The following is a 26,252-nucleotide window of genomic DNA, read 5'->3' as shown; positions in this document are numbered from 1 at the left end:
TATAAAAACTCAGTTTATATTTCGTGAAAAAACTTCAAGACAATCTGTAAAAATGAATTGAAATTTTTAGCCCAGTGCCATCCACGCAGCCTGTTCTCCGGCCAATACTCCTGTTGAAAAAGCAATTTGCAAATTATAACCTCCGGTGTTGGCATCCAGATCAAGGACTTCACCTGCAAAGAAAAGGTTAGGATAAATTTTCGATGCCAGTGTTTTTGAATTTATTTGTTCAAGACTGATGCCGCCTGAAGTAATGATTGCCTCGCTGAACGGGCGAAGTGCGGTAACCTCAAAACGAAAATCTTTTAACAGCAAACGGATTTTTTTTCTTTCTTCGGATTTAATCTGTCCTGCTATTTTTTCTCCGTCAAGATTTAGTAACCTGATGAATTCAGGAATTAATTTTGCAGGTAGCCATTTCCTGAAAATATTTACCAGTTTCATTTTTCCGTTTTCATCCAGATCGCGCTGCAGGCGGTTGTCGAGCTTTTGCTCATCCAGTGCGGGTTTTAGGTCAATCGAAAAAATAATTTTTTTCTTTTGCTGAATAGCATCATTGAATCTTCGACTTAAAGTAAGAATGATTGGACCTGATAAACCAAAATGAGTGAACAACATTTCGCCGAATTCATCACCGGCTTTTTTCCCGTCAATCCACACATTAACTTTAACATTAATTAAACTTAAGCCTTGCAAATTTTTTGCCGAATCACCTTTTGTCTCAACAGGAACAAGTGCCGGACGAATAGGTGTTACCTGATGCCCAAGATTTCTGGCAATTGGATAGCCTTCACCCGACGAACCTGTAGCAGGATAAGAAGCTCCGCCGGTTGCAAGGATAAAAGTTTTTCCGTAAATAATTTCGTTGGGAGCAACTTCAACAGCTGTAACTTTATTTTCTTCTGTAATAAATCTTTTTATTTTACTGTTGCAGCGAATTTCAACTCCGCATGATCTGGCGTAATCAAGCATTTTATTTGCCACATCAACTGCCGAATTGCTTTCGGGAAAAACACGACCGCCACGTTCAACAACTGTTTTAACACCTATCTGTTCAAAGAAAGCAACTGTGTCATCATTAAAAAATCGAAGGAAAGAAGGTTTTAAGAAATTTGGCTGCGGACCCGTTTCGGTAAGGAATGCAGCCATAGGCGCGGTATTGGTGATGTTGCATCTTCCTTTGCCGGTGATTTTTAATTTTCGTAAAGGTTCGCGCATTTTTTCAAGAAGCAAAACTTTTGCGCCGTTTTGCGCTGCAAATATTCCGGCCATTATTCCGGCAGGACCGCCACCAATGATTACAACATCATTTATCATCTTCTTCCGAATCTTTTATTTTGTTTCTTTTCCTGGCGAAAATCTTTTTTATTTTCCTTGTAATCCTTGATTAGCTTGGGAAGCAGATCTTCGCGATGCAATTTTAATAAAGTGTCTTTTATCCAATTCACATTTTCTTTTTTATACCAGAAGAAAAATTTCTGTTGTTCATGTTTATCTTTTGAAGAATGTGCAACATAAACATGCTTCAATGAATACGGGTCGATGCCGGTATAAAATATTTCTGTTGATAAAGTCATTGGAGTAGGAGTGAAGTCCTGAACCTGCTCCAGGTGAAATCCCATATTTTTTGTTTCGGCAGCAAGCTCGGCCATCTGCGCCAGTTTACAGCCGGGATGACTGGAAATAAAATAAGGAATGAGTTGTTGGTTTAATTTTTCTTCACGACAAATTTTATTGAAGGTGGAATTGAATTTCCGGAAACTGTCGAAAGAAGGTTTACGCATCATTTTTAAAACTTCATCGGAAGTATGTTCGGGTGCAACTTTTAACCTGCCCGAAACATGCTCGCAAATAACTTGCTTTGCATATTCCGATAAATGATTTTCTTTGTCAACCTTGCTGTCATTGGTTTGCAGCATGTCGTAACGGATTCCGCTTCCGATAGTAACTTTTTTTATTCCCTGAATTTTCGACACCTTATTATATATATCCAAAATCGGCTTGTGATTTATGTCAAGATTTTTACATACGCTAGGATAAATACAAGAATATCGTTTGCAAGTTTCACAAAGCTTTAAATCTTTTCCCTGCATTTGGTACATGTTGGCTGAAGGTCCGCCAAGATCGGTAATGTGTCCTTTGAAATCGTTTTGTTTAGTAATGGTTTCAACTTCTTTTAAAATTGATTTTTCTGAACGACTCGAAACAAATTTTCCCTGGTGAGCTGATATCGTGCAGAAGCTGCATCCACCAAAACATCCGCGATGAATATTCACCGAGAATTTTATCATCTCGTATGCAGGAATTTGTCCACGGCTTTCATAACGTGGATGTGGCATTCTTGTAAAAGGCAAATCGAACGATGCATCAATTTGTGATGAAGACAATGGAGGAAAAGGAGTATTTACAACCAACCATTTTTCGCCATGTTGCTGAATTATAGTTTTTGCTTTTAATGAATTCGATTCGATTTCGATTTGAACAAAATTTTTCGCATAAGCAATTTTATCTTTCAAACATTTTTCGTATGATGAAAGTTCAATCGCATCAGGTATTACAAGTTTTGTATTATCAATGTAAGCGGTCTGTTCAATATTTTTTAATTCATTTATTTTTTTTCCTTCCGAAAGTTGGGCAGCAATTTTACGAATAGCCATTTCACCCATTCCATAAACCAACATATCAGCGCCCGATTCAAAAAGAATAGAAGGCTTCAATGAATCCGACCAGTAATCATAATGTGTGAAACGGCGAAGTGATGCTTCAACTCCCCCAAGAATAACTGGAATTTCAGGAAAAAGTTTTTTCAGGATTTTTGTATAAACGATACTTGCATAATCAGGACGAAAACCAGCTTGTCCACCGGGAGTGTAAGCATCATCAGAACGCAAGCGTTTGTTGGCTGTGTAATGATTTATCATAGAATCCATGCATCCCGCAGTAACTCCGAAAAAAAGTTTTGGAGTGCCAAGCTTTTTAAAATCTCTTAAATCATCGCGCCAGTTTGGTTGGGGAAGAATAGCAACTTTAAATCCGTCCTTTTCCAGAATGCGTGCTATTACTGCATGCCCGAACGATGGATGGTCAACATAAGCATCACCGCTGACAATAATAATATCGGGCTGTTCCCAACCTCTTGCTTCAATTTCTTTTTTTGAAATAGGAAGCCATGCTGATTCCGATAATTTTGAATTACTCAAGTTTGAATTTGAAAGTCAGAACAAAAGTACGAAAAAGTTAGGAGCAAGTAGTAAGTCTCAAGTAGTAAGTAGTAAGTTGGGCTTTGTTGGAATTAGAAGATTATTATAAAATCAAGTCTGCCTAATGGAGTGGTGAAAAATAAAAAAGTCAAAAAAGAAATTGAACATCTAACAACAAAACCACAAACAACTAACGACAAACGACAATCAAACCTTCTTCCTGTATACTAGCTTATCATCACCATCGGCATAGAAATCGGTGAAGCGGGCAATGAGCTCGCAGTTGCATTTATCGTAGAATTTTTGAGTGGGAATATATTTTTCTTGTGAAGAAGTTTCAATATAAATTGCTTTGCCTCCCATTTGCTTTATAGCTGTTTCGGTTTTATCCATTAATATTTTTCCAAGTCCGAGACTGCGGAAATCGTTATGGACAGCAATCCAGTATAAATCGAAACTATAAAGTGTACAGGGAATATTTCCAAAGCAAGTGTAGCCAATTGTTTTCCCGTTTTGTTCAGCAAAAATGAAATAGTAACCGCTTTCTTTTCCTTTTTTCAAACGTTCTTCAACAAGTTCAACAGCCACATCAATTTCGTAAGAATGAAAAAAACCAGATGATTCGATGATTTCACGAACATTGGCAATGTCGCTTTCAAGAACTTCTTCTCTGTATTTGATTTCCATTTTTACTTTTTAAATTACAGCTCTTTCAACAATACGATGAACAACATCGGGAAATGAATATCCAGCTTTAAGCGATGCAGCATAGAATCCGCTGTTTTCAGCAATACAAGGATTGGCATTCACTTCCAGCACATAAATATTTCCGTTCTTGTCAACGCGCATATCAACGCGTGCATAACCTTGCAGTTTGAAAACATTCCAGCAGTCGCGTGCAACCTTGTCAATATTTCTATGAAGTTCTATATCTTCTTCTTTAACTTCAAATGTGCGGGCAGTGTTCTCGTATTCAAAAGCACCTTCAACCCATTTGCCTGAAAACCCCATTATCTTTGGTTTTCCTTCAGGGTAATCAAAGAATTGCATTTCTGCATGAGGAAGAACATCAGGTTCTGTCATACCTTCCCAAACTGAAATATTGAATTCGCGTCCGTCAATATATTCTTCAATAAAATATTTTCTTGCCGGATATTTTGCAAGGCCTTTAATATAATTTGCATTGTTCCCGTAAAAAACATTTTCTTCTTCAATACCCAGCGAACCATCTTCCCATATTGGTTTCAGGATGTATCGTTTCTTTGGGTCGAGCAAATGAAGCTGGTCCATTTCAAACCAATCGGCCGTGGGGATTCCATTCCAACGCATCATTTTTTTTGTCAGCACCTTTGAAGTAGTGATGAACAGGGCTTCTATAGGTGAGCCGGTGTAAGGAATGTGTAAGTGTTGCAACAATGCGGGAACGATGTACAATATTTCACCGGTATGTTGAATGGTTTCAACCAGGTTGAAAATGACATCAGGTTTTATTTCATTAATTTTTTCAATGAGTTCATCTAACTTTAATGAAGCCGGCATTTGCAAAACTTCATATTCTTTTTCTTTTAAAGCATCTCTTACGACATCCACTTGTTCGAGCACATCCAGTTCATCCTGTTTCGAATCGGGAAACACTTCACTGTATAAAATCAGAATTTTTTTCTTCATTATTATTTTTTTATTCGCTTTATTGCTGAATCCATAATTTTTCCGATGAGTTCGTTATAGCTGATTCCAGCCATACGACAAAGGATGGGAAGGTCGGAATGAATAGGATTGAGTCCTGCCAAAGGATTCACTTCAATAAAATTGGGAATGCCGTTATTATCGAGCCTCAAATCAATTCTTCCCCCATCGCGGCAACCCAGTCCACGCCAAGCTTGCAAGGCAACGTCTTTGCATTTCTGGGTAAGTTCATCTTCAGGAATTTTATAATCGATCAAATCCTGGTAATGTGCTTTTGAGTTGTATGAATAAATTTTTGATGTTTCATTTTCGCGGAAGCAAACTTCCATTAATCCTACAGCTTCGGCATTTTTGCCGGTGCCGATTATTCCAACAGTGAATTCACGGCCGGGTAAAAAGGTTTCTACCAATACAGGTTGTTTGTATTGAAGAAGTCTTTCCATGCAAGCTTCTTTAAGTTCGCTGACATTATTAACTTTTGAAGTAGCGTCAATACCTTTTCCGGTTCCTTCAGCAACAGGTTTTACAAAAAGCGGGAAAGGTAGATCAATACGGTTGATGTCATCTTCGTATTCAACAATTTCAAAATCGGCAGTAGGAACTCCTAAATCACGCATAACCCTTTTGGTCATTCCTTTGTGAAGCGTGAGTGAATTTACCAGTACATCGGAAAAAGTATAGGGAATGTTATAAATGTCGAGTATTGCGGGAACCTGTGCCTCACGGCCTATTCCGTAGTAACCTTCGCAAATATTAAAAACGATGTCCCATTTTTTTCCGTTATGCAGCATGCTTAAAAGCGAACGAACATTTCCTATGCGCTGTGTGCGATGTCCGTTTGCTTTTAATGCTGATTCAATACCTTCAATGGTTTCTTCGCTGTCGAATTCGGCAGCTTGTTCTTCGGTAAATCCATCGGCAATATAATCGGATTTTAAATCGTATGCTATTCCTACTTTCATGCTAATGGAAATTTAAAATTAAAATGATTAATTAACAGAAGTCAGGATATTTGTATTCTTTACCTGAATAATTTTTCAGTAACACATAGCCGCCTTCACGTCCGATAAAATATTCAGGTAGTATCGGAATCTTTCCGCCACCACCGGGAGCATCAATTACGTAGGTAGGCACAGCATATCCTGAAGTATAACCACGTAACCCTTGTATGATTTCAAGCCCGCGTTCAACAGTAGTTTTAAAATGCGATGAACCTGAAATAGGGTCGCACTGGTATAAGTAATACGGACGAACTCTTATTTTCAAAAGTTCGTGAACCAGTTTTTTCATGGTAGCTACTTCATCGTTTATTCCTTTCAGTAGAACAGTCTGGCTTCCTAAAGGAATTCCTGCATCAGCAAGGCGGTCGCAGGCTTCCTTGGTTTCGGGAGTCATTTCAACAGGGTGAGTAAAATGAATGCTCAACCAGATAGGTGAATGTTTTTTCAGAACAGAAATTAACGATGGAGTAATTCTGTGTGGCAACACAACCGGAACTTTTGTTCCTATGCGGATAAATTCAACATGCGGAATTTTTCTCAGTCGCGTTAGAATATAATCAAGTTGATTATCGCCTAAGGTTAACGGGTCGCCGCCGGAAAGAAGTACATCACGGATTTGTTTTTTTGAAGCAATGTATTCAAAAGCTTTTTCAAGGTCTGTTTTTTCGAACTTGTAATTTTTTTCTTTTGCAACCATTCGTGAACGGGTGCAATACCTGCAATAGGTAGAACAGAATCCTGTAACTAAGAGTAAAACCCTGTCGGGGTATCGATGTACGAGATTTGGAACAGGACTATCGTGCTCTTCGCACAACGGGTCGGCATTTTCTCCTTCCGATTTTATGTATTCGTCTTCCAAAGGAATCACGCATTTACGAATTGGGTTGGTGCGTGGTTTTTCTTCAAGCAAACTTGCGTAATACGGCGTAATGCGCAATGGGAGCGAATCTTCACTAAAGAAATAAAAATTCTTTTCCTTGATGTTGAGTTGTACTAATTGCTGCAACTGATTTTTTGAAGTGATGGAATTTCTGATTTGCCATTTCCAGTCAAGCCATTCTGTGTCGCTGACGTTCGGGAAATGTTTCTTCATGAATTTTCTAGAGTTGTCACTGATTATATTAAAATCAGGTTCTTTCTCTATTGCAATTGTTTGTTTAAAGTTGGATAAAAATTCTTGCCGGAAATCAATTAAGCTTTTTTGGCTTGGAGGTTCGTCGTCGATGGTAATTTCAATTTTTTTATTTTCTGTTTCCCGTTGATTCGGATTTTTCATTTTCTCCTTTATTTTCGGTGTAGATTGATGTTTTGGGTTTATATATATGGATAATATTTTAAATAAAAAATTTTATACTGCAATACTAATATGTTTTTGCTTTTAAAAAAATACATTTCAAAAAATTTTATTAAGATTTTATTAACTTTTTTTTGTGAAGTATTGTTGAGATAAAATTTCATTTTCAACATTTATAAAATATATTTTTAGATGGTGATTTATTCTTAAATTTACAAAAAGAAAAAATATTTTGTTTCGTTTCAAAAAATCAAATATTGCTGAAGATCCCGATTTGATTGCTTCCTACAAGAGGACAGGTGATAAATGCTTTGTTGGCGAGCTTTACAAAAAATATGCTCATCTTGTTTATGCAGTATGTTTGAAATACATGAAAGACGAAGATGAAAGTAAAGATGCCGTGATGCAGATTTTTGAAAAACTTTTCGAAGATTTAAAAAAGTACAACGTCGGAAATTTTAAAAGCTGGCTTCATTCTACTGCAAGAAATCATTGCCTGATGAAGCTAAGGCAGGAGCAATCGCTGTTGCTGAAGTCGGAAGAGATGAAAAAAGATTTCCCGGTAATTATGGAATCAGACTATTCTTTGCATCTTGATAACAGAAACGGGGACGAAACAAATCTTTTTTATCTGAATGAAGGATTGAAAAGTTTGAATGAAGAACAGAAAACCTGTGTAGAGCTGTTTTACCTGCAAGGCAAATGTTACCAGGAGGTGGCAGAAATTACGGGATACAGCATGAATCAGGTTAAAAGCTATATTCAGAACGGAAAAAGAAATTTGAAAATTTTTATAGGCGACAGGTATGAACAATAAGTTAAACAATATTTTTTCGGAAACAGATTGTTTGTCGTCCGATGTCCTTCTGGCCTATTCTGAAAACAGGCTAAGCCAGGAAGAGATGCACCTTGTAGAAAAACATTTGCTCGATTGCCAGCTATGTTCCGATGCTTTGGAAGGAATTTCTTTGATAAAGAATAAATCGAAATTTAAACCGGCAGTTGAAGATATATTAAAAAAAATAGACTCGAAATCTAAACCTAAAGTTGTTTATTTCAATTTCAGGATGCGCATGGCTGCCGCGGCTATAATCATTGTTCTTGTTGGGTTGACATTTGTCATAAGATATTTTTTGGTTAACCAGGAAAAAGATAAAATGGTTGCCCTGAGAAATGAAAATGAAGCTAAGGAGGAAAAAATAATAGGTGGTGAAAATGAAAATCAAGAAAAATCTTTAGAAAAAAGTTTGGTTCAAAAACAGAATAATTATAAAAAAGCGGATAGTGTAGCTGTAATTATTAATCAGCATCTGGAAAAAAAATCAGAACCGGTTGAAGATGTTAATAATAATATCTCAGAAAGTGTTGTTATAAACTCAACAGAACAAAGTGCTGTTCAGGCTCCATCATATGCTGATTATTATAAAGCTGACGAAACCAAAAATGCAAACGATGCACTTGCTGAAAAAGAAGTAGCTGTAAGTTCACCAACTACCGTAAGCAACAGCAACATTAATACTGTTACTGATAAATCGGAAGCAAGAAATGCTGAAGTACCCTATGCAAATAATAAAGTAACAGCATATCAATCATATGAAATAAAAGATGTCAAAACCAAAAGTGAGGGTTCTAAAAAATCAAAAGAAGATAAAAATAAAAATAATGTAGCAGCCGGTGCTGCTCAAACTGAAACGGATACTGTTGCTGTTAGCCAGGATAATCGTTATTTGTCGGGGATACAGTTATACCGGGATGCCGATTATGACGGATGTAAGCAACAGATGGAATCGTATGTGAAAGATATTCCTGGTGATTTGAATGCATATTATTATATAGGTGTTTCGGAATACAATCTTGCAAAATATGATTCGGCAATAACGAATTTATCAAAAGTTGTAAAAGATAAAAAGAGCGAATATTTCGAAACCGCTCAATGGTATCTTGCATTATGCTATCTTGAAAAGAAAAATAATTCGGAAGCTGAAAAAATACTGAAAGACATTATTAAAGCAAAAGGCAATTTTAAAAAACAGGCTGAAGAAAAACTGAAAGAGATAAAAAATTAATTTTATTCTTTCTTATTGATATCCGAAATAAAACTTTTAAAGACCTCTATTCCTTTATATAATTCCTCAATCGAAATTTGTTCGTTTTTGTTATGAGTACTCTGTATGGATTGCATACTTAAATACACCGGTATAATACCGTATGTATTGATTCCTTTATTCCTGAAATAGTTATTATCGGTAGTGGCAGGGAATAGAACGGGCATAACTTCGCAACCCGGGTATTTTTCTTTAAGTTTTTTTTCCATGCATAAATAAAAGGTATCCAGTGGCGATGCCAAAGCATCTGGATTTGAAGAAAGAACTGTAACTTTAACTTTTGGTCCAACTGTGTTTTTAATTTTTTTTATAAATTTTGCAGAATCGGTTCCCGGTAATAACCTGCAATCAAGGATAGCTGATGCATTGCTGGCTATTTGATTTGATGGAACATTGGGGTTGGAAATATTGGTAATGGTAAAAGTGTTATAAACTAAAAGATGTAATGGTTTGCCTTCTTCAAACTCCTTTTTTAAAAGTGGCCAGAAAATATCCCAATTGATCCGCTTAATGAAAAACCCTCTGATTCCGCCTTCCATATTCCCAAGTTTGCGAAACATATTTCTTAGGACATCATCGAATTTTATATATTTTTTTTCATCAAGGAGTTTAATAAGAACCCTTAAAAGTTTTTTATTTGCATACAGGTCGGATGAAACTGCTCCATGCGAAAAGGATTCGGAATAAACATCCAGTTTAAGCCATAATGATTTTTTTTCGGAAACGGAAATTCCAAAAATCAGTTTTGTGGTGTCAGACGATATCACATTTTTTACTCCCGCGCCGCCTTCACCAAAAACAACTATAGGGTTTAATTCATTTAAAAATTTTGAAGTAATAAGCCCTGCGCCTTTTTCAGAGTTTGTTTCTTCGCCCGATACAGATAATAAGGTAACATTATAAGGCAAATCTTTTTCTTTTGCAGCATCAATAAAGGGAAGCATAGCCATAAGCTGAATTACGGCAAGACCTTTGCAATCTATTGCACCACGACCCCATACCTTATTATTATATATGGTTCCTGAAAAAGGTGGAAATTGCCATTCGGTTGAATCATTAGCCGGAACAACATCAAGATGATTAAGCAGAATGATATTGGGTTTGTTTGTTGATAACGGGTAAAGTGATGCCGCGAAATTGTATGATGAATCTTCATCGGAAAATATTTTCACATGCAAACCTTTTGATGAACAGAAATTGGAAAGAAAAATTCCTGCTTCGCTTTCGTACCCTTGTGTTGATTTAATTTTAATATAGTCAGAAAGAATTTTTTCGGGTGTGTCGGTTTGAGAAAATGAATATTGTATGCTTATTGAGCATATAAAAATTACGAGCGATATTTTATATATCTTTTTTATACTTCTTCGTATCTGAAACATGAAACAATATGATCGTTAACCAACCCGGCAGCCTGCATGAATGCGTAACAAATTGTTGTTCCTACGAATTTGAACCCGCGTTTTTTAAGGTCTTTGCTCATTAAGTCCGATTCTTTTGAAAAAGCAGGGATTTCTGAAATCGATTTCCATTTGTTGACAATAGGTTTGTTGTTTACAAACTGCCAGATGTATTTATCAAAACTGCCAAACTCTTTTTGCACTTTAATAAAAGCTTTTGCATTTTCAATAGTTGCTTGTATCTTCAGGCGATTCCTGATTATAGATTCATCGGTAAGAAGTTTTTGATATTTAATTTCCGAATATTTTGCAATTTTATGATAATCGAAATTATCAAAGGCTTTACAGAAATTTTCACGACGGTGTAGGATTGTTTTCCAGCTCAACCCTGCCTGGAATGCATCAAGCACCATGAATTCAAAAAGTTTACGGTCGTCATGTACCGGAATACCCCATTCTTTATCATGGTATGCAATCATAAGTTTGTCATCATTAGGCCATGGGCAGCGGTTTTTCATAATGGTTCTTTATTAAAGTTTCTGAGCAATATTATTCATGATTTTCGTCCAATTCACTTTCGATGCTTTTCCCAGCCTGATCATAATAATATTTTTTTCAGGATAAACATAAATGAACTGACCCAGGAATCCATCAGCAAAAAAATCGTTCATAGGTATACGAAGATAAGTTACACTTTCGTCTTTTTTATTTTTGATTGTTCTTATGAATTTTTTTTCGGTACCGGCTATACTGGCAGTATCTTCAATTTTTTTATAATCTATATTATGCCACCACTGGTATGAATAAAATAAATCTTTTGAATTATTATCGATAACTGTTGACTTTTTTACCCAATCTTCCGGAATGATTTGTTTTCCGTTCCAGTTCCCTTTATTCAGAAAGAGTCTGCCGAATTTTGCATAATCACGTGCTACTGCATTAAGGCAGCAGAATGCTTTTGCTTCTTTGTGTTTCCTGCTGTCGATGCTCCATGTAGCATCATATTCCATTCCGAGTGGCTGCCATATTTTTTCCTGTAAGTATTCAGGGATTTTTTTTCCAGTGGCGCGCTCAACTATGAATGCAAGGAGTTGAGTGTTTTCGCTTACATATTCAAATTCGGTATCGGGATCATTTTTAATTTTTAATTTTTTTATCTGACCCGTAAGGTTTTGTCCGTAATATCCTTTTGCAATATTTCCGAACGGACTAAAATAATTTTCTTTAAAAAGAATTCCCGAACGCATGTTGAGCAAATTCTCAATTGTGATCTTTGAAAAGTTTTCATCATTATCTTTAAGTTCAGGAATATAGTCGGTAACAGGTTGCTGAACACTTTTTATTTTTCCTTCAGAAACAGCTATGCCTACAAGTGCCGATATAAATGATTTTGCCATTGAGAAAGAAGGTACATAGGATGACTGATCTCTATCCATAAAATATTTCTCATAAAGAATCGTGTCGTTTCTTATAACCAGAAATGCGACGCTATTATTTTGTTTAATGAAGTCATCGAATGGATAGGTTGTTTTATTATAACCAATAGTATCGAATTTATAAGATGATGATGTTTTGTGAAAAGTGAATGCTGTTCCGGGTTTTGAAATTTCCATATATGGAAATTTTTTATAGTCATTTATGTCTGCAAAATTCCAGTAGAAGAAACGTCCCACATAACACGATTGCATTAACAATGAAATAATGAAAAGTGCAGAAATGATAACTAAGATATTTTTTTTCATACTTGTGTTAAGTAAAAGTGAATTTAGAAAGATAAGCGTTTTGTCATCACACTTTCAACTTTCTCAAACATTTGAAAAGGTAAATAATTTCGCCAGTTCAGGTCGTTTAATTCTTTATGGAATGTAATATAATAATGTATCCTTGCTGTTTTGAAATCCTGTAATACATGATTTCTGAAATTTACTGCTGCAATCCACCCGTCTTCAATGTCTTCAAACCATTCCTGGTAGTAGCAGTCGTCAGAAGAATGAAAGTTTAAAACATTTTCACCAATCAGAATAAATTTTTTTATTCCTTCTTTTTCAAGGTGCTCAATAATATTTCTTTTCAGGAACATAATGTCGTTATACAAACAATCGTTCCATTCACCTATAAATTCCAATATACAAAAGCCAGTATCGTAATCAGTATAAAGGATTTTTAAATACAGGGTTCGTGAACCAAAAAAATCCCATTGTGGATGGATGTAATAATTATATATGGTATTTGAAAATTCAAACTCGCTGTATCTCCTTCGATAGAATGGTGAACGCTCATCTTCTGATGCTATGTACAATTCCCTCCATGACCAGTATGGCTCAATGTCGTGCATGCTAATGTATTTAAGGTATAAATTTAATGAAATTTTTCTGAAAATTAAAAGTAAAAGTGTGAAAAGTTAAAAAAGTTATTTGGTATAGAGGTATATGGAATAGGGGAATAAGGGAAATGGTATTCTGTTAATATAGGATTTCGTAGTATGTAGTATCGAAAGGGTTGCAGAATAAAGTATCAGAAAAGGCTACATCAGATCCGAATTTGGTAACATGCCAGTTTATTTTAACATCCTTACTGCCGTATGTTTTGCATTTATAAGTAGTGTCGTATGTTTTGCCATAACCTTTAAAAACAGTGTTTGAACAACAGGTAGCGCAGTTTATTTCATCGATATCATTATATGAATACCCAATGAAATCGTTATCATTAAAAGGACTTGAATTTTTTACATGCAGTTTAAGATACCCTTCCGAATAGAGTTCAAAAGTAGGAGTATAGGTATTTTCAGGTTGAATATCGGCATCAGCAATATCAATGGTTCTGTCAAAATAATTTTCCTTGTATATATAAAAACGGTAACCTGATGATTTTTCCTGGTCGAATTCAAAGCTGAAAGCACCGCTTGCATCGGATGTGGTAGTTGCAATATCAGTATAGTTGGAGTTATAAAAACCGGAAGTTATTTTAGATGATGATATGATTATTGTTGCATTTTCAACATATTGATTTGAATAAGGATTAAAGATATGCCCGTTAATAGTAATAACATTTTTATTTTTTTTACATGAAACGGTTAATGTAGAAATGGAAGCAGCAGTAATAAGCAGGAAGATAATTATAAAATATTTGGTTTTCATAAAATAGTTTTATCAAAGATAAAAAAATTATTCCGGATTTTCGATGGCTTTTCTGACACTTCCTTTTTTTAACAATAATGCGTTTGCTTCATCATGATCAAGCGAAAGTGTATCCATGATTATTTTTGTGCCTCTTTCAATAAGTTTATTATTTAACAGTTTCATATCAATCATTTTATTGCCTTTCACTTTTCCCAGTTTAATCATTACCGTAGTGCTGATCATATTCAAAATCATTTTTGTTGCGGTACCAGCTTTCATTCGGGTGCTTCCGGTAATAAATTCAGGGCCGGTGATGATTTCAATAGGAATAAGAGCTTCTTTAGCAAGAGGGGTATTTTCGTTGTTGGTAATACATGCAGTGGAAATTCCATACTGGCTGCATTTCTGCAAAGCACCAACAACATAGGGAGTATTTCCCGATGCGGAAATTCCGATTACAAAATCATTTTCATTCAGTTCATGTGCGAGAAGGTCTTCCCAACCTGATATGAAGCTGTCTTCAGCGTGTTCCTGGGCTTTGCGTATAGCTTTATCACCGCCGGCAATCAATCCGATCACGGTATCATAGTCAACGCCAAATGTGGGAGGGCATTCGGCAGCATCAATAATACCGAGTCTTCCGCTGGTTCCCGAGCCAATATAAAATAAGCGTCCTTCATTTTGCATTTTTTCGATAACAACATCAATTACTTTTTCGATTTGCGGAAGCGCTTTCTCAATAGCTAAAGCAACGCTTTTGTCTTCATTATTGATATGACTGATAATTTCTGCAACACTCATCTGTTCTATGTTGCTATAATTCGATTCTTTTTCGGTGATCATTTTAATTTTTTATATTGATCAAAAGTATATAAAAAATATTACTACTTCCAATAAAAAAAGGTCATGACATTCATGACCTTTTTTACACAATCAAAATTTATTAATCAATCAAATTTTATTTTTTTAAAGTATCACTTTTTACAGTGTTTGTATTGCTTGCAGGAATTGAGGGCGAATATTCTTTTAACCCGTTATCTGTCATAACCATTGTTTTTCCTGCAATTTCTCTTTCATAATCATAATGGTCATTTTTATATTGAAGCATGTTTCCTGTTTCCGGACTTAAGTAGATGCATTTCCATAAAGGAACTTTTATTACAATACGAATATTCTGTGCTCTCCATTTTTCTTTTTCCGGAAGTTTATAAAATGGTTCAAGAGTTAAAGCGGTATCATTCTGTAAAAAGTTATAATTGATTTTACTGATATTGAATTCTGCATCACTTTTATTTGCGCCTTTGGAACTGTAATATGTTAGCATCTGGTAATTATCGTTTTCACTTCTTACTATTACCAGTTCTGGTAAACCAAAATGCATGCTTTTATCATTTACTGAAAGAAGGTTCCATTGTCCGATATAAAACCGGTTATCGTATTCTGAAAGGTTGTCGATAGTATTATCTTTTTTCACATACACTTTTAATAAACCATTTGTGGGTTGAGTAATGGTATGACTTTTTGTTACAACAGCTTTATGCGAAAAATTATTCAGTACTCCCAGGCTGACAATAATGCAAATGATAAGCCCGGCAAACCATAGCGATACAGAAGAAATTCCAACAAAACGTTTTTTCGATTTAAAATTAAATATAAGTTTTATTCCGTTATAAATAAGCATAAGTAAGGGAATTCCTATAAGCAGCGACAGTCCTGTAAGAGCAAATGTGATTTGAGCAGGGGAGCTGATAAAGAGTTTCAGGAAAACAGGAAATGAAAAATTTGAAATTCCCATTGACGATATCCATATAATATCATTTGAATTAATGAAAGATGAAATAAACCCGGTTACCAGGAAAATCCCTATTATTATAAAAATAACACCAATGAATATTGCAATAAAACGAATAAAAAGTTTTAACAAAATCAGGCAAAAATCAATGAATTTCTCAGCTACAGATTGAGGATGGATCGATTTAAAATTTTTGTTATAAGCATCCTTAGTATCGTTCTTCAGGTTGTTTAATCTTTTTTTGAGTCCGTCTATTTCCTCATTGATGGTTTTTTCAATGTTGGAAATATTAACGGGCTCCCCCCGCATTTCCAGCCTTTCTGCAGTAGTACGAGCTTCAGGAATAATAATCCAAAGTATGATATATAATAAAGGACCTGAACCAAAAACAAAAAGAGCAACAACAAATGCAATACGAATCCAAATAGGGTCCATATTGAAATACGCACTTATACCACCGCAAACACCTCCCAGCACTTTATTGTCGGGGTCGCGATAAAGCCTGCGGCTTTTTCTTGTTTCGTGAGTTTGTTTTTTATCATCGGAAGCCTGCTCGCCACCTATCTGTTCGGGTTTGCCCATTATAGTTATCACTTCATTTATATCATCAATATTGATGACTTGTTTTTGTTCCGAAATTTTTGATTGAAGCATTTCGGCTACTCTTGCTTCAATGTCGGCAATGATTTCATCTTTACCTTCCGAGTTTGTGAAATACCCTTTAATAGTATCGAGGTAAATGTTCAGTTTCTCAAAAGCATCTTCATCAATGTGGAAGATGATGCCGCTGATATTTATGGTGAACGTTTTTTTCATTTTATAAAAGTTTTAAAGTTTAAATATAAGTTATTTTGAATAAACTATTTTATTAACAGAATCAACAAGATCGTCCCATGATTTTTTCTGATCTTTTAATAATGTTTTACCTAAGGCTGTAAGCTTATAATATTTCCGGGGCGGACCCGAGCGCGATTCCTCCCAGTTATAGGTCAGGAAGCCGTCATTTTTTAATCGGGTCATCAGGGGGTAAAGTGTGCCTTCCACTACTATAAGTTTTGATTCTTTCAACTTATCAATAATGTCGGGCACATAAGAGTCTTCTTTTGCAAGTATGGAAAGGATGCAAAGTTCAAGAACTCCTTTTCTCATTTGTGCTTGTGAATTATCTGTATTCATGTTTATATGTTTTAAATAGAATATTGCGATACAAAGATACATAATAAAATTAGTATTATGCAAGACATAGTACTAAAATATTTTAAAATATTTTCATATATGCTGATAATCAGTGAGTAAAAATTATAATATTTTACATGAGAATATTTATCCGGAGGTTTATATTTTCTGTAACGGTAATTTTAGGTTTTATAAATAAATTGAGCATAAATTCGACTTCAAATAAAATTTTATAGTTTAATTAAAATTTCTTAACTTTGAAACAGTTAAAATTAAAGATGTCAAGAGTATTAAATAAAATTGGTCTTTTTTTGGTGGGCAACCAGAAAGAACTACCTATTGAAAATTTAATTTTCAATATCCTTACTTTTTTTGCGGCATTTGCATGTTTCCTATCAATAATAGCTAATATTTTTGTAGGATTTCCTTTGGAGTTCAATATAGCTTTGGTTTTATACGGTGTTATTTTCGGTTTGTTTTTTTATTTATCATCATATAAAAAAATAACCAAATATCTTGAAATATATTTTCAAATAATTTGTATTAGTGCACTTTCAATGATTTGGTATTACAGCCAGGGTGTGGAAGGTGCAGGTACATTTTATTTCTTTTTAGGAACTTTTGCTTTTATATACAGTAATTCGAAAAAAAAATACTGGCTGATATTTGGTATTTACCTTTCCCTTGCAATAGCTTATGTGCTAATAGGACTTAAATATCCTGATTTTGTTTTAAAGTATGCCAGCCAGGAGACCAGGATACTTGATCTGTCAACGAGTATGATTATTTCCCTTGTTATTTTTGGAGTTATTGCTGTTTTGCTAAAACAGAATTACGACAAGGAAAGATTAAAAGTTGAACAACATGCCGAAAAGCTGAAAAGCCTGAATGCAACCAAAGACAAGTTTTTCTCTATCATTTCTCATGATCTGAAGAATCCGTTCAATAATTTATTAGGTCTTTCGCGTCAGCTCTTAGCAGACTATGAAAATTTTTCATCCTCAGAAATTCTCATTCGATTAAAAATGATCGAGGAATCATCAAAGCGGGGTTATAATTTACTTGAAAACCTTTTGGAATGGTCAATGACACAGAAAGGCACCATTCAATTCGAACCTTCTGAACTTAATTTGCACGATGTGATACAGGAATGTTTGTTGGTTATTGAAAGCCAGATGTCGGAAAAGAAAATAAATTTAATAGAGGATGTTGATAAGCGAATGGTAGTAAAGGCAGATTATAATATGTTAAAAATTATAATCAGGAACCTTCTGACAAATGCAATAAAATATTCACATTCCGATGGTAAAATATTTATCCGTTCAGAAATAAACAAACATAACGAAGTGGAAATTTCAATAACCGACGAAGGTGTTGGAATTCCCGAGGAAGATATGTCAAAACTTTTCAAAATTGAGGTAAAATATTCCACTCCGGGTACTTCAAATGAATTTGGTACAGGCCTTGGACTTATACTTTGCAAGGAATTCGTTGAAAAACATAATGGCAGGATTTGGGTCATAAGTAAATTGAATTCAGGCAGTACTTTTAAATTTACCCTTCCTAAATAAATAGTTTGATTTTATAAATTCATTCAAGCGGTTACAGGGAATATTAATTTAATATATTTGGAAAAAGTATCTCGAAAAATTTTCAAACATAGAATTAATCATGCAATATAAAATTAACCGTTTTGTATATTGGTTACCGCGGGTACTTTCACTGTTATTTATATTGTTCCTAGCATTAATGTCATTAGATATTTTTTCGATGCAATTAACTTTTTGGCAAATGCTTTTAGGTTTGTTCATACACAATATACCAACACTTATTTTATTGGCAGTACTAATTATTTCATGGAAATATGAAATTGTTGGGGGTATTGTTTTTATTCTTGCAGGGTTGCTGTATATCGGACAGATGGTGGCGAATGTGATGATTTATTCATTTGAATGGTACATGCTTGCTTATTCTATTGAATTTGCAGGGATTGCTTTACTGATAGGGATTTTGTTTTTAGCAGGCTGGTATAAAAAGAAAGAATAATCAAAATATTCCTGTATTTGTTTCTTTAATATTTCTATCATATTTTAATACTTATTTGTTTTCCCAATTTATAAAATTTTCAAAATTCAAAAATTATTAAAAGAGAATTATCGGCTGATTTTTGTATTTTTGAAAATAGAAAATCTAAATTATAACAACAGATAAAGAAATACTCCTGTTATTATCATGTTACATTTACCTCCGCTTATAAATGATTTGGCGCTTATTCTTGGTTCCGCTGCAATTGTTACCCTGGTATTTAAAAAATTAAAACAACCGGTGGTATTGGGGTATATCATTGCAGGGTTTTTAGTAGGTCCGAATTTCCATTTGTTTCCTACCATTGTTGAAATTAAAAGTATCAGAACATGGGCAGATATTGGTGTGATATTTCTTCTATTCGGACTGGGACTGGAGTTCAGTTTTAAAAAATTATTAAAAGTTGGCGGAGTAGCAGCTGTAACAGCACTGACAGAAATAACGCTTACCATGCTTTTAGGTTATGGCGTAGGTATTATGTTAGGATGGAACACAATAAATAGTTTGTTCCTGGGCGGAATACTTGCTATTGCATCTACTACTATTATTATTCGCGCTTTTGATGAATTGGGTGTGAAGAACCAAAAGTTTGCAGGTATTGTAACCGGGGTATTAATCATTGAGGATTTAACTGCTGTTATACTTATGGTTTTACTTTCAACAGTGGCTGTAAGCAAGACTTTTTCGGGAAGCGAAATGTTCATGTCTGTTTTAAAATTGGTTTTTTTTATTGTACTTTGGTTTGTTTCGGGAATATTTTTTATACCTACTATTTTAAAAAAACTTCGTTCATTGATGAATGAAGAAACACTTCTGATTGTATCATTGGCATTATGTTTTGCTATGGTTGTACTGGCAACATACGCAGGGTTTTCATCAGCGCTCGGTGCATTCATAATGGGTTCTATCCTGGCAGAAACTATTAAAGCGGATAAAATTGAGATTATCATTAAACCTGTAAAAAATCTTTTTGGTGCAATTTTCTTTGTATCCGTGGGTATGTTGATCGTTCCTCAAATGATACTACAACATATTATTCCCATTATTGCAGCAATATTTGTGTTATTACTTGGCAAACCATTTTTTGTTGCAATAGGAGCATTAGCTGCCGGTACACCTCTGAAAATTGCTGTACAGTCGGGGATGAGCCTTTCGCAAATTGGTGAATTTTCTTTTATTATTGCAGCCTTAGGGCTTTCGCTAAAAGTAACAGGCGATTTTCTATATCCCATAGCAGTAGCTGTATCAATACTAACTACATTCACTACACCTTATATGATTCGCTTATCTGAACCTGTTTATAAACTTATTGAGATCAAACTCCCAAAGAAGTGGAAGAAGGCATTGGAAACATATAGTGTAGGAGCGCAAAACATAAATGAGATAAGCGATTGGAAAATATTATTACGTTCTTATTTTATTAACCTTATAGTTTATTCAGTAATTATTATCACAATCATTATATTAATTACGAAATACGTTGCCCCGTTATTTATTAATAATGGATGGAATCAAATATTTATTGCTGTTTTTGCTTTTATTGTATTATCGCCATTTTTGTGGGCGCTTGCTTTCCGCAGAATACATGGCCAGGCGTATGCTAATGTATGGTTAAAAACATCACAACGCGGACCTCTGATTATTTTACAATTATCAAGAATTGCATTAGCGGTTTTTTATATGGGCTTTTTGTTTGATCGCTTGTTTTCCCCATGGACAGCCTTTAGAGCTGCTATTGTTTCTTGTATCATACTTGTGATCTTTTCAAAAAAGATAAAGACATTTTATGGAAAAATTGAAACGAGTTTTTTTAATAATTTCAATGGACGGGAAACGAAGACTGCAGATAAAAATGAAGCTTTAACCCCATGGGACACGCATATTACGGTTTTTGAATTAAATGCGCAATCACCCTATGTTGGGAAAACCTTATCGGAAATACAGGTACGAGAAGTATTCGGAGTTAATATCGCAATGATCGAACGTGGCGATATTGTGATTAATGTGCCAACAAGGCAGCAGCGTTTATATCCTCATGATAAGATTTCAGTAATAGGAACAGATGAGCAATTACAGAAATTTAAAATTTACCTTGAGTCTTCTGTTAGAGAATCACTGATTGAAAATACAAAGCAAAAAGTATCGCTGCATCATTTTACTGTTGGTGAAAAATCTAAACTTATCAATAAAAATATTCGTGAATCAAAAATCCGTGAACGTTCTAACAGTTTAGTGGTGGGGATAGAAAGGAATGGCAGCCGTATTCTAAACCCTGAATCCGACCTTGTATTTGAGATAAATGATAAAGTATGGATAGTAGGAAATGAGAAACGAATAAAAATTTTAATGAAAGAATTTACAGGTTAAATTGAAATAGCATTATCGTTTTGAAAATTTTAATTAAAACTTTCTGCAATCATATATCCGTGCGCTGTTGCATAAATAATGGAACGGGTATGCCCCGAACAATCACCAATGAATTTTAAATTCGGATACAAATTGTTATTTAATTTATTTGAATAAAATTTTATTTCGGGTGCATAAACCAGGTTGTCTGGATTTGAAATTCCCTGTATCACATCATTTAGATGTTCAATAAAATCAATAATGCTTTCGATGATTCGGCGCGGGAAAGCAAGGTTTATATCGCCAAGTATATATTTGTCTTTTTCAAGAGTAGGATGAACACGATAAAGATTTTTGGTTCGTTTAGAATCTTTGAAATGCTGATAGGTTTGCAAAATCACTTTACCTTGTCCGGCAAGTAAATTTGACATTTTTGCAATATGTGAACCATATCCTGTTGGATCATTGAAAGGTTCGGTTAGCTGTATGGTAGAAAGAATAGCGAAATTAGTGTTCCTGCTTTTCTCTTTCAATTTGGAATGACCATTAACAGTTGTGAAATCACCATAATTTTCGAGCACTACAAAGCCGGATGGGTTGTTGCAGAATGTGCGGACAATATACCCGGTGCGGCTTTTATAACGAACTTTAAATTCGTACATTTCTTTATTAAGGTCAGCAACGATATGATCAGGAAGTTCAAAGCGTATTCCTAGATCTACTTTGGTATTATCAAGAATTAATTTTGGTGATTTTTTTATGATGGTCTTTATCAGGGGATGACCGCTGCGTCCCACGGCAACCACGGCTTTATCGAACAGTTCGGTGTGGTTTATTTTTATTTGTCCGTTCGATTTTTCAACAGAGGTAACATTGAAATCGAAATGAAAATGAATATTGGTACAGGATTTAAAATTTTCATAAATATGATAAAGTACTTCTTTCAGCTGGTCGGTTCCTAAGTGATAGAACTCTGCATTGATAGGCTGAAATCCTTTTTTGTAAAACTTATCGTAATATTCGGTATTGCCGAATGATGTTCCTCTTTCAATACTTTTATTTTCGGTGTGGTTGATATAAAAATCAACCAGTTTTTTTTGAAGCATAAGGTCAATGTCGATATCGCCGCCCATTTCCTTTGAAACAAAAAGTTTTCCGTCGGCACGGATACCTGAAATACTTGAAGAATATATATCAGGACTTTTTTCGAAAACATGAATTTCATGTTCCGAATTTTTAAGTTTTTCAATAAAACCTATGGCTGCTGCGCCAAAACCTACTACTGCAATTTTCATAAAAATATTTTTTCTATTGTAAAATTACAAAATTCTTTTTGATATGTTATGTCATGCTAAGTTTATGCAAAGCATGACTTATTTTCGCTTGGTCACACTTCGATGAACTCAGCATGACAGGAATTATTTTTGAATATTATTAACACCTATACCAAAAAGTGCAAAATCATATTTTGCAGGATCTGTAGGGTCGAATTTTTTTAGTTTATCAGTAATTTCTTCTACGGCAATCCAGTCGTTTTTTGTCCTGGTTGTAATTCTGAGTTCTCTTGAAACATTGCCGGTATGTAAATCAAGCGGGCAAAGCAGGGCAGAGGAAGGAATTTTTTTCCATATTCCAAAGTCAACGCCATTATTGTCTTTGCGAACCATCCAACGAAGAAAAAGATTTAATCTTTTACATGATGAATTTTTAAGAGGATCGGAAATGTGTTTTTCTGTATGCGGGTCGTGAACCAGTGAGAAAAATATTTTTCTGAATTCAATAATTGATGTACGAATAGTTTTATCCTTATCATAACCCACCAGAAATGCATTTTCCAGGGAGCCGTACTTTTTATAAATATGTTTCAATGACTTTATGAAATACAAACAATCATTTCCATTGAAAGTGCGGTGAACGAATTTTCTTAATATTCGTAAATCGTATTTATTGGCATTTAAAACATAATCATGCGGATTCATATCCATCATATCCATTAGTTTTAATGAATTTTTTATGATAGTAGTTCTTTGCCCCCATGCAATGGTTGAAGTGAGAAATCCTGAAATCTCAATATCTTCTTTTTTTGAGAAAAGATGAGGAATAGAAACCGGATCGGAGGAAATAAATTCTACCGTATTGAATTGTTTATATTTTAAATCGAGAAGTTTTTTTAAACTTTTTTCATCCATATTTTAAAGCAAAAAAAAGCCTTCCTTACCAGGAAGGCTTTTGAAAAAATAAAATTTTATTAATTCGCTTTGTGAATTTGTTTGATGATTTCTTTTCCTATTTCCACAGCTTTTTCGTTATCAGGAATAAGGTTGTGATGTCTTTTGGGTAAAGATTTCTCCAGTCCTTTATGAATGAATTCAGATGATACAATAGGTTTAATTTTAAGATAACCACCTAATACCATCATGTTAAAAACTTTCTGGATTCCGCGTTTTGCGGCTTCATCATTAGCATCGATACGATAGATATTGATATCTTTTCTTTCGGGATGGCGAGTAATTCCATTACCATCATAAATAAGGCAACCGCCTTTTTTTACCGATTTTTCAAATTTATCCATCGATTGCTGGTTCAGGATAATTGCTGTATCAAATTCAGAAAGAATAGGTGAACTGATTCTTTCATCGCTGATGATTACAGTTACATTGGCAGTACCGCCTCTCATTTCGGGGCCGTATGAAGGCATCCAGCTGACTTCTTTATTTCCCATGATTCCTGAATAAGCAAGAATTTTTCCCATTGAGAGTACGCCTTGTCCGCCAAATCCGGCTATGATTATTTCTTCGGTCATTTTTTCTAAAGTTTAAGTTTAAGTTTCAATGTTCAAAGTTGATTATTCTTTCGGGACTTTAATGTCTCCAAGTGGATAGAAAGGAAACATATTTTCTTCCATCCATTTGTTAGCAGCAACGGGAGTCATTTTCCAACCGGAGTTACAATTTGAAACCACTTCAACAAACGATACTCCTTTATTTAATTTCTGATTTTCGAATGCCTTACGTATAGCCTTTTTACATTTACGAACTGCTGCCGGTGTATGAACAGATTGGCGTGTAACATAATATGTACCGGGTAAAGTAGCAACAATCTCGGTCATTTTTAATGGGTTTCCCATCATCGCAACATCTCTTCCATAAGGACAGGTTGATGCTTTCATTCCCGGTAATGTTGTTGGAGCCATTTGTCCACCGGTCATACCATATATTCCATTATTTATAAAAATAATAGTAATGTTTTCGCCTCTGTTACATGCATGAATGGTTTCAGCAGTACCAATAGCAGCAAGGTCGCCATCGCCCTGGTAGGTAAACACAAACTGATCGGGGTTTAATCTTTTTATTGCAGTTGCCAGTGCAGGAGCACGACCGTGAGCAGCCTGCTGCATATCAATATCCATGAATTCGTATGCAAGAACAGAACAACCTACAGGTGCAACACCAATAGTTTTATCCTGGATACCCATTTCTTCAATAGTTTCAAGGATGAGGCGGTGAGTAGTACCATGACCGCAACCCGGGCAATAACTAAGAGGTTTGTCAGTGAAAAGTTTTGTTTTTTTATAAACTAAATTTTCGGGTTTTATAATTTCTTCTCTTGTCATTTTTTAACCTCCTATAATTTTTTGTTCAAGAGCCTTTAAAACTTCTTCGGGTGATGGGATGATACCACCGGTACGTCCAAAATGCTCAACTTTTACTTTACCGTTAACTGCAAGTTTTACATCTTCTATCATTTGTCCAAGATTCATTTCTACAGTCAACATTCCTTTTACTTTGTTTGCCAGTTCGGCAATTGGTTTTTTAGGGAAAGGGAATAAAGTGATTGGTCTTAGCAATCCCACTTTAATACCTTTAGCTCTTCCAAGGTCAACAGCTTTCTGACAAATTCGTGCGCTTGAACCGAATGCTACAAAAATATATTCGGCATCATCGCAATTTATTTTTTCAAAACGAACTTCTGTTTCTTCTATCTTTTTATATTTTTCGCCAAGTTTCAAAACATGTTTTTCCTGTTTTGCTGAATCGAGGTCAAGCGAAGTGATGATATTTCTTTGCCTGTCGGGAGTTTTTCCGGTTGTAGCCCAGGGACATTCTTTAACTACTTGTTCGTGAGTACGACGGGGAACCTGTTCATCAAGTTCAACTTTTTCCATCATCTGTCCGATAACGCCGTCAGACAAAATCATTACAGGATTTCTATATTGGAAAGCAAGGTCGAAACCGAGTTTTACAAAATCATATGTTTCCTGAACTGATGCGGGAGCTAAAACAATGAGCCTGTAGTCGCCATGTCCGCCGCCTTTTGTTGCCTGGAAGTAATCAGATTGTGAAGGCTGTATAGTTCCAAGACCGGGGCCTCCGCGAACTACATTGAGTATAAGGCAAGGCAATTCAGCACCTGCCATATAGGATATACCTTCCATTTTCAGACTTATTCCCGGACTTGAAGATGATGTCATTACTTTTTTTCCTGAGGAAGCGCCGCCATAACACATATTGATTGCTGCTACTTCACTTTCAGCCTGAAGAACAACCATTCCTGTTCTTTCATAGGGTTTCTCTGCCATCAGGTATTCGAGCACTTCCGATTGAGGTGTAATCGGGTATCCGAAATATCCGTCAGCACCGGCACGAATTGCAGCTTCTGCAACTGCTTCGTTACCTTTCATTAATCTTAATTCTTTCATTTTAAAAATATTTTATTAATTTTTAAATTTTAACTCTGTAAACTGTGATAACGCCGTCAGGGCATACAACTGCACAATTAGTACAGCCGGTACAATTATCACTTTTTACCGGTTCGGCATAATGATATCCCTTGCCATTTACTGCTTTTGCCATAGCAATAACTTCTTCGGGGCATGCGCCTAAACATACTTCGCATCCTTTGCATCGTTCGATATCAATAACGATTGCACCTTTTAATTTTGCCATTTTATATGTCTCCTAATAATTTTTATTAATTGCTGCTAAGTTATAAAAAAATTTGGAGTTTCCTCAGGAAAAAAGCAGGGAAAAATCAAAACGCTTTAATAGTGT

25 protein-coding genes are annotated in these 26,252 nt (G+C 34.9%); 5 read left to right on the top strand and 20 right to left on the bottom strand.

Annotated elements, in window-relative coordinates:
* Positions 1–66: 66 nt before the first annotated feature.
* The 6 genes from PKK00_06940 to PKK00_06915 all read right to left on the bottom strand — a co-directional run bounded on the left by PKK00_06940 (position 67) and on the right by PKK00_06915 (position 7,163).
* The gene (locus PKK00_06940) at positions 67–1,317 is read right to left on the bottom strand and encodes an NAD(P)/FAD-dependent oxidoreductase (protein HNW98130.1); all 1,251 of its coding nucleotides are present in this window, start codon (positions 1,315–1,317) and stop codon (positions 67–69) included.
* Positions 1,314–3,200, bottom strand: coding sequence for a YgiQ family radical SAM protein (locus PKK00_06935; protein HNW98129.1), 1,887 nt, complete (start codon positions 3,198–3,200; stop codon positions 1,314–1,316). Before PKK00_06935 ends, PKK00_06940 begins: the two co-directional genes overlap by 4 nt.
* A 207-nt stretch (positions 3,201–3,407) precedes the next feature.
* Entirely contained in the window at positions 3,408–3,887 is a 480-nt protein-coding gene (locus PKK00_06930) for a GNAT family N-acetyltransferase (protein HNW98128.1), read from the bottom strand.
* A gap of 9 nt (positions 3,888–3,896) precedes the next feature.
* Complete coding sequence (locus PKK00_06925; protein ID HNW98127.1) at positions 3,897–4,868, bottom strand: ATP-grasp domain-containing protein; 972 nt, start codon at positions 4,866–4,868, stop codon at positions 3,897–3,899.
* A 2-nt stretch (positions 4,869–4,870) separates the two neighbouring features.
* The gene (locus PKK00_06920; protein HNW98126.1) at positions 4,871–5,848 is read right to left on the bottom strand and encodes a hypothetical protein; all 978 of its coding nucleotides are present in this window, start codon (positions 5,846–5,848) and stop codon (positions 4,871–4,873) included.
* A 31-nt stretch (positions 5,849–5,879) separates the two neighbouring features.
* Positions 5,880–7,163, bottom strand: a complete 1,284-nt coding sequence (locus PKK00_06915) for a KamA family radical SAM protein (GenBank protein ID HNW98125.1) — start codon at positions 7,161–7,163, stop codon at positions 5,880–5,882.
* A gap of 250 nt (positions 7,164–7,413) precedes the next feature.
* Here PKK00_06915 and PKK00_06910 point away from each other — a divergent pair, with 250 nt between their 5' ends.
* Both PKK00_06910 and PKK00_06905 read left to right on the top strand, forming a co-directional pair.
* Complete coding sequence (locus tag PKK00_06910; GenBank protein ID HNW98124.1) at positions 7,414–7,998, top strand: sigma-70 family RNA polymerase sigma factor; 585 nt, start codon at positions 7,414–7,416, stop codon at positions 7,996–7,998.
* Positions 7,988–9,247 carry a tetratricopeptide repeat protein gene (locus PKK00_06905; GenBank protein HNW98123.1) on the top strand — a complete coding sequence of 420 codons (1,260 nt, stop codon included), beginning with the start codon at positions 7,988–7,990 and terminating at the stop codon, positions 9,245–9,247. The genes PKK00_06910 and PKK00_06905 overlap by 11 nt, the downstream gene beginning before the upstream one ends.
* 2 nt (positions 9,248–9,249) lie before the next feature.
* Here the strand turns inward: PKK00_06905 and PKK00_06900 are convergent, their stop codons facing one another.
* The 8 genes from PKK00_06900 to PKK00_06865 form a co-directional block, all read right to left on the bottom strand.
* Positions 9,250–10,665 carry a M20/M25/M40 family metallo-hydrolase gene (locus tag PKK00_06900; GenBank protein ID HNW98122.1) on the bottom strand — a complete coding sequence of 472 codons (1,416 nt, stop codon included), beginning with the start codon at positions 10,663–10,665 and terminating at the stop codon, positions 9,250–9,252.
* Positions 10,641–11,201, bottom strand: coding sequence for a DNA-3-methyladenine glycosylase I (locus tag PKK00_06895; protein HNW98121.1), 561 nt, complete (start codon positions 11,199–11,201; stop codon positions 10,641–10,643). The genes PKK00_06900 and PKK00_06895 overlap by 25 nt, the downstream gene beginning before the upstream one ends.
* 12 nt (positions 11,202–11,213) lie before the next feature.
* Positions 11,214–12,425, bottom strand: a complete 1,212-nt coding sequence (locus PKK00_06890; GenBank protein ID HNW98120.1) for a serine hydrolase — start codon at positions 12,423–12,425, stop codon at positions 11,214–11,216.
* Between the two features lie 23 nt (positions 12,426–12,448).
* Positions 12,449–13,018 carry a hypothetical protein gene (locus tag PKK00_06885; protein HNW98119.1) on the bottom strand — a complete coding sequence of 190 codons (570 nt, stop codon included), beginning with the start codon at positions 13,016–13,018 and terminating at the stop codon, positions 12,449–12,451.
* 127 nt (positions 13,019–13,145) lie between these two features.
* The gene (locus PKK00_06880; GenBank protein ID HNW98118.1) at positions 13,146–13,820 is read right to left on the bottom strand and encodes a hypothetical protein; all 675 of its coding nucleotides are present in this window, start codon (positions 13,818–13,820) and stop codon (positions 13,146–13,148) included.
* 27 nt (positions 13,821–13,847) lie between these two features.
* A complete protein-coding gene (murQ, locus tag PKK00_06875; protein HNW98117.1) occupies positions 13,848–14,645 on the bottom strand; it encodes an N-acetylmuramic acid 6-phosphate etherase in 798 nt (265 codons plus the stop codon).
* A gap of 115 nt (positions 14,646–14,760) precedes the next feature.
* Positions 14,761–16,410: a PspC domain-containing protein gene (locus PKK00_06870; GenBank protein HNW98116.1), complete on the bottom strand. Its 1,650-nt coding sequence runs from the start codon at positions 16,408–16,410 to the stop codon at positions 14,761–14,763.
* Between the two features lie 30 nt (positions 16,411–16,440).
* Complete coding sequence (locus PKK00_06865; protein ID HNW98115.1) at positions 16,441–16,770, bottom strand: PadR family transcriptional regulator; 330 nt, start codon at positions 16,768–16,770, stop codon at positions 16,441–16,443.
* 257 nt (positions 16,771–17,027) lie between these two features.
* Here PKK00_06865 and PKK00_06860 point away from each other — a divergent pair, with 257 nt between their 5' ends.
* The 3 genes from PKK00_06860 to PKK00_06850 all read left to right on the top strand — a co-directional run bounded on the left by PKK00_06860 (position 17,028) and on the right by PKK00_06850 (position 21,222).
* A complete protein-coding gene (locus PKK00_06860; protein HNW98114.1) occupies positions 17,028–18,341 on the top strand; it encodes a HAMP domain-containing sensor histidine kinase in 1,314 nt (437 codons plus the stop codon).
* A gap of 199 nt (positions 18,342–18,540) precedes the next feature.
* Positions 18,541–18,816, top strand: a complete 276-nt coding sequence (locus PKK00_06855) for a hypothetical protein (GenBank protein HNW98113.1) — start codon at positions 18,541–18,543, stop codon at positions 18,814–18,816.
* Positions 18,817–19,002: 186 nt separating this feature from the next.
* Entirely contained in the window at positions 19,003–21,222 is a 2,220-nt protein-coding gene (locus tag PKK00_06850) for a cation:proton antiporter (protein ID HNW98112.1), read from the top strand.
* 29 nt (positions 21,223–21,251) lie between these two features.
* Here the strand turns inward: PKK00_06850 and PKK00_06845 are convergent, their stop codons facing one another.
* The 6 genes from PKK00_06845 to PKK00_06820 form a co-directional block, all read right to left on the bottom strand.
* Entirely contained in the window at positions 21,252–22,496 is a 1,245-nt protein-coding gene (locus tag PKK00_06845) for a hypothetical protein (GenBank protein ID HNW98111.1), read from the bottom strand.
* Positions 22,497–22,619: 123 nt separating this feature from the next.
* Entirely contained in the window at positions 22,620–23,390 is a 771-nt protein-coding gene (locus PKK00_06840) for a TIGR02757 family protein (protein ID HNW98110.1), read from the bottom strand.
* A gap of 59 nt (positions 23,391–23,449) precedes the next feature.
* Positions 23,450–24,004, bottom strand: a complete 555-nt coding sequence (locus PKK00_06835; protein ID HNW98109.1) for a 2-oxoacid:acceptor oxidoreductase family protein — start codon at positions 24,002–24,004, stop codon at positions 23,450–23,452.
* 42 nt (positions 24,005–24,046) lie between these two features.
* Positions 24,047–24,814 carry a thiamine pyrophosphate-dependent enzyme gene (locus PKK00_06830; protein HNW98108.1) on the bottom strand — a complete coding sequence of 256 codons (768 nt, stop codon included), beginning with the start codon at positions 24,812–24,814 and terminating at the stop codon, positions 24,047–24,049.
* A gap of 3 nt (positions 24,815–24,817) precedes the next feature.
* Positions 24,818–25,900: a 3-methyl-2-oxobutanoate dehydrogenase subunit VorB gene (locus PKK00_06825; GenBank protein HNW98107.1), complete on the bottom strand. Its 1,083-nt coding sequence runs from the start codon at positions 25,898–25,900 to the stop codon at positions 24,818–24,820.
* A 22-nt stretch (positions 25,901–25,922) separates the two neighbouring features.
* The gene (locus tag PKK00_06820; protein HNW98106.1) at positions 25,923–26,147 is read right to left on the bottom strand and encodes a ferredoxin family protein; all 225 of its coding nucleotides are present in this window, start codon (positions 26,145–26,147) and stop codon (positions 25,923–25,925) included.
* Between the last annotated feature and the right edge of the window lie 105 nt (positions 26,148–26,252).

The sequence above is a fragment of the Bacteroidales bacterium genome (assembly GCA_035353855.1).
Classification (GTDB): Bacteria; Bacteroidota; Bacteroidia; order Bacteroidales; family CG2-30-32-10; genus DAOQAK01.
The sequence above is the reverse complement of the archived record's forward strand: the minus strand, read 5'-3'. Positions and strand labels throughout refer to the sequence as shown.

Excerpts from the sequence above, each read along its gene's own strand:
- PKK00_06865 (HNW98115.1), bottom strand. The coding sequence starts at position 16,770 with ATGAATACAGATAATTCACAAGCACAAATGAGAAAAGGAGTTCTTGAA.
- PKK00_06895 (HNW98121.1), bottom strand. The coding sequence starts at position 11,201 with ATGAAAAACCGCTGCCCATGGCCTAATGATGACAAACTTATGATTGCA.
- murQ (HNW98117.1), bottom strand. The coding sequence starts at position 14,645 with ATGATCACCGAAAAAGAATCGAATTATAGCAACATAGAACAGATGAGT.
- PKK00_06830 (HNW98108.1), bottom strand. The coding sequence starts at position 24,814 with ATGACAAGAGAAGAAATTATAAAACCCGAAAATTTAGTTTATAAAAAA.
- PKK00_06840 (HNW98110.1), bottom strand. The coding sequence starts at position 23,390 with ATGGATGAAAAAAGTTTAAAAAAACTTCTCGATTTAAAATATAAACAA.
- PKK00_06845 (HNW98111.1), bottom strand. The coding sequence starts at position 22,496 with ATGAAAATTGCAGTAGTAGGTTTTGGCGCAGCAGCCATAGGTTTTATT.
- PKK00_06880 (HNW98118.1), bottom strand. The coding sequence starts at position 13,820 with ATGAAAACCAAATATTTTATAATTATCTTCCTGCTTATTACTGCTGCT.
- PKK00_06900 (HNW98122.1), bottom strand. The coding sequence starts at position 10,665 with ATGTTTCAGATACGAAGAAGTATAAAAAAGATATATAAAATATCGCTC.
- PKK00_06890 (HNW98120.1), bottom strand. The coding sequence starts at position 12,425 with ATGAAAAAAAATATCTTAGTTATCATTTCTGCACTTTTCATTATTTCA.
- PKK00_06855 (HNW98113.1), top strand. The coding sequence starts at position 18,541 with ATGCAATTAACTTTTTGGCAAATGCTTTTAGGTTTGTTCATACACAAT.
- PKK00_06825 (HNW98107.1), bottom strand. The coding sequence starts at position 25,900 with ATGAAAGAATTAAGATTAATGAAAGGTAACGAAGCAGTTGCAGAAGCT.
- PKK00_06920 (HNW98126.1), bottom strand. The coding sequence starts at position 5,848 with ATGAAAGTAGGAATAGCATACGATTTAAAATCCGATTATATTGCCGAT.
- PKK00_06885 (HNW98119.1), bottom strand. The coding sequence starts at position 13,018 with ATGCACGACATTGAGCCATACTGGTCATGGAGGGAATTGTACATAGCA.
- PKK00_06820 (HNW98106.1), bottom strand. The coding sequence starts at position 26,147 with ATGGCAAAATTAAAAGGTGCAATCGTTATTGATATCGAACGATGCAAA.
- PKK00_06930 (HNW98128.1), bottom strand. The coding sequence starts at position 3,887 with ATGGAAATCAAATACAGAGAAGAAGTTCTTGAAAGCGACATTGCCAAT.
- PKK00_06850 (HNW98112.1), top strand. The coding sequence starts at position 19,003 with ATGTTACATTTACCTCCGCTTATAAATGATTTGGCGCTTATTCTTGGT.
- PKK00_06915 (HNW98125.1), bottom strand. The coding sequence starts at position 7,163 with ATGAAAAATCCGAATCAACGGGAAACAGAAAATAAAAAAATTGAAATT.
- PKK00_06835 (HNW98109.1), bottom strand. The coding sequence starts at position 24,004 with ATGACCGAAGAAATAATCATAGCCGGATTTGGCGGACAAGGCGTACTC.
- PKK00_06925 (HNW98127.1), bottom strand. The coding sequence starts at position 4,868 with ATGAAGAAAAAAATTCTGATTTTATACAGTGAAGTGTTTCCCGATTCG.
- PKK00_06905 (HNW98123.1), top strand. The coding sequence starts at position 7,988 with ATGAACAATAAGTTAAACAATATTTTTTCGGAAACAGATTGTTTGTCG.
- PKK00_06870 (HNW98116.1), bottom strand. The coding sequence starts at position 16,410 with ATGAAAAAAACGTTCACCATAAATATCAGCGGCATCATCTTCCACATT.
- PKK00_06940 (HNW98130.1), bottom strand. The coding sequence starts at position 1,317 with ATGATAAATGATGTTGTAATCATTGGTGGCGGTCCTGCCGGAATAATG.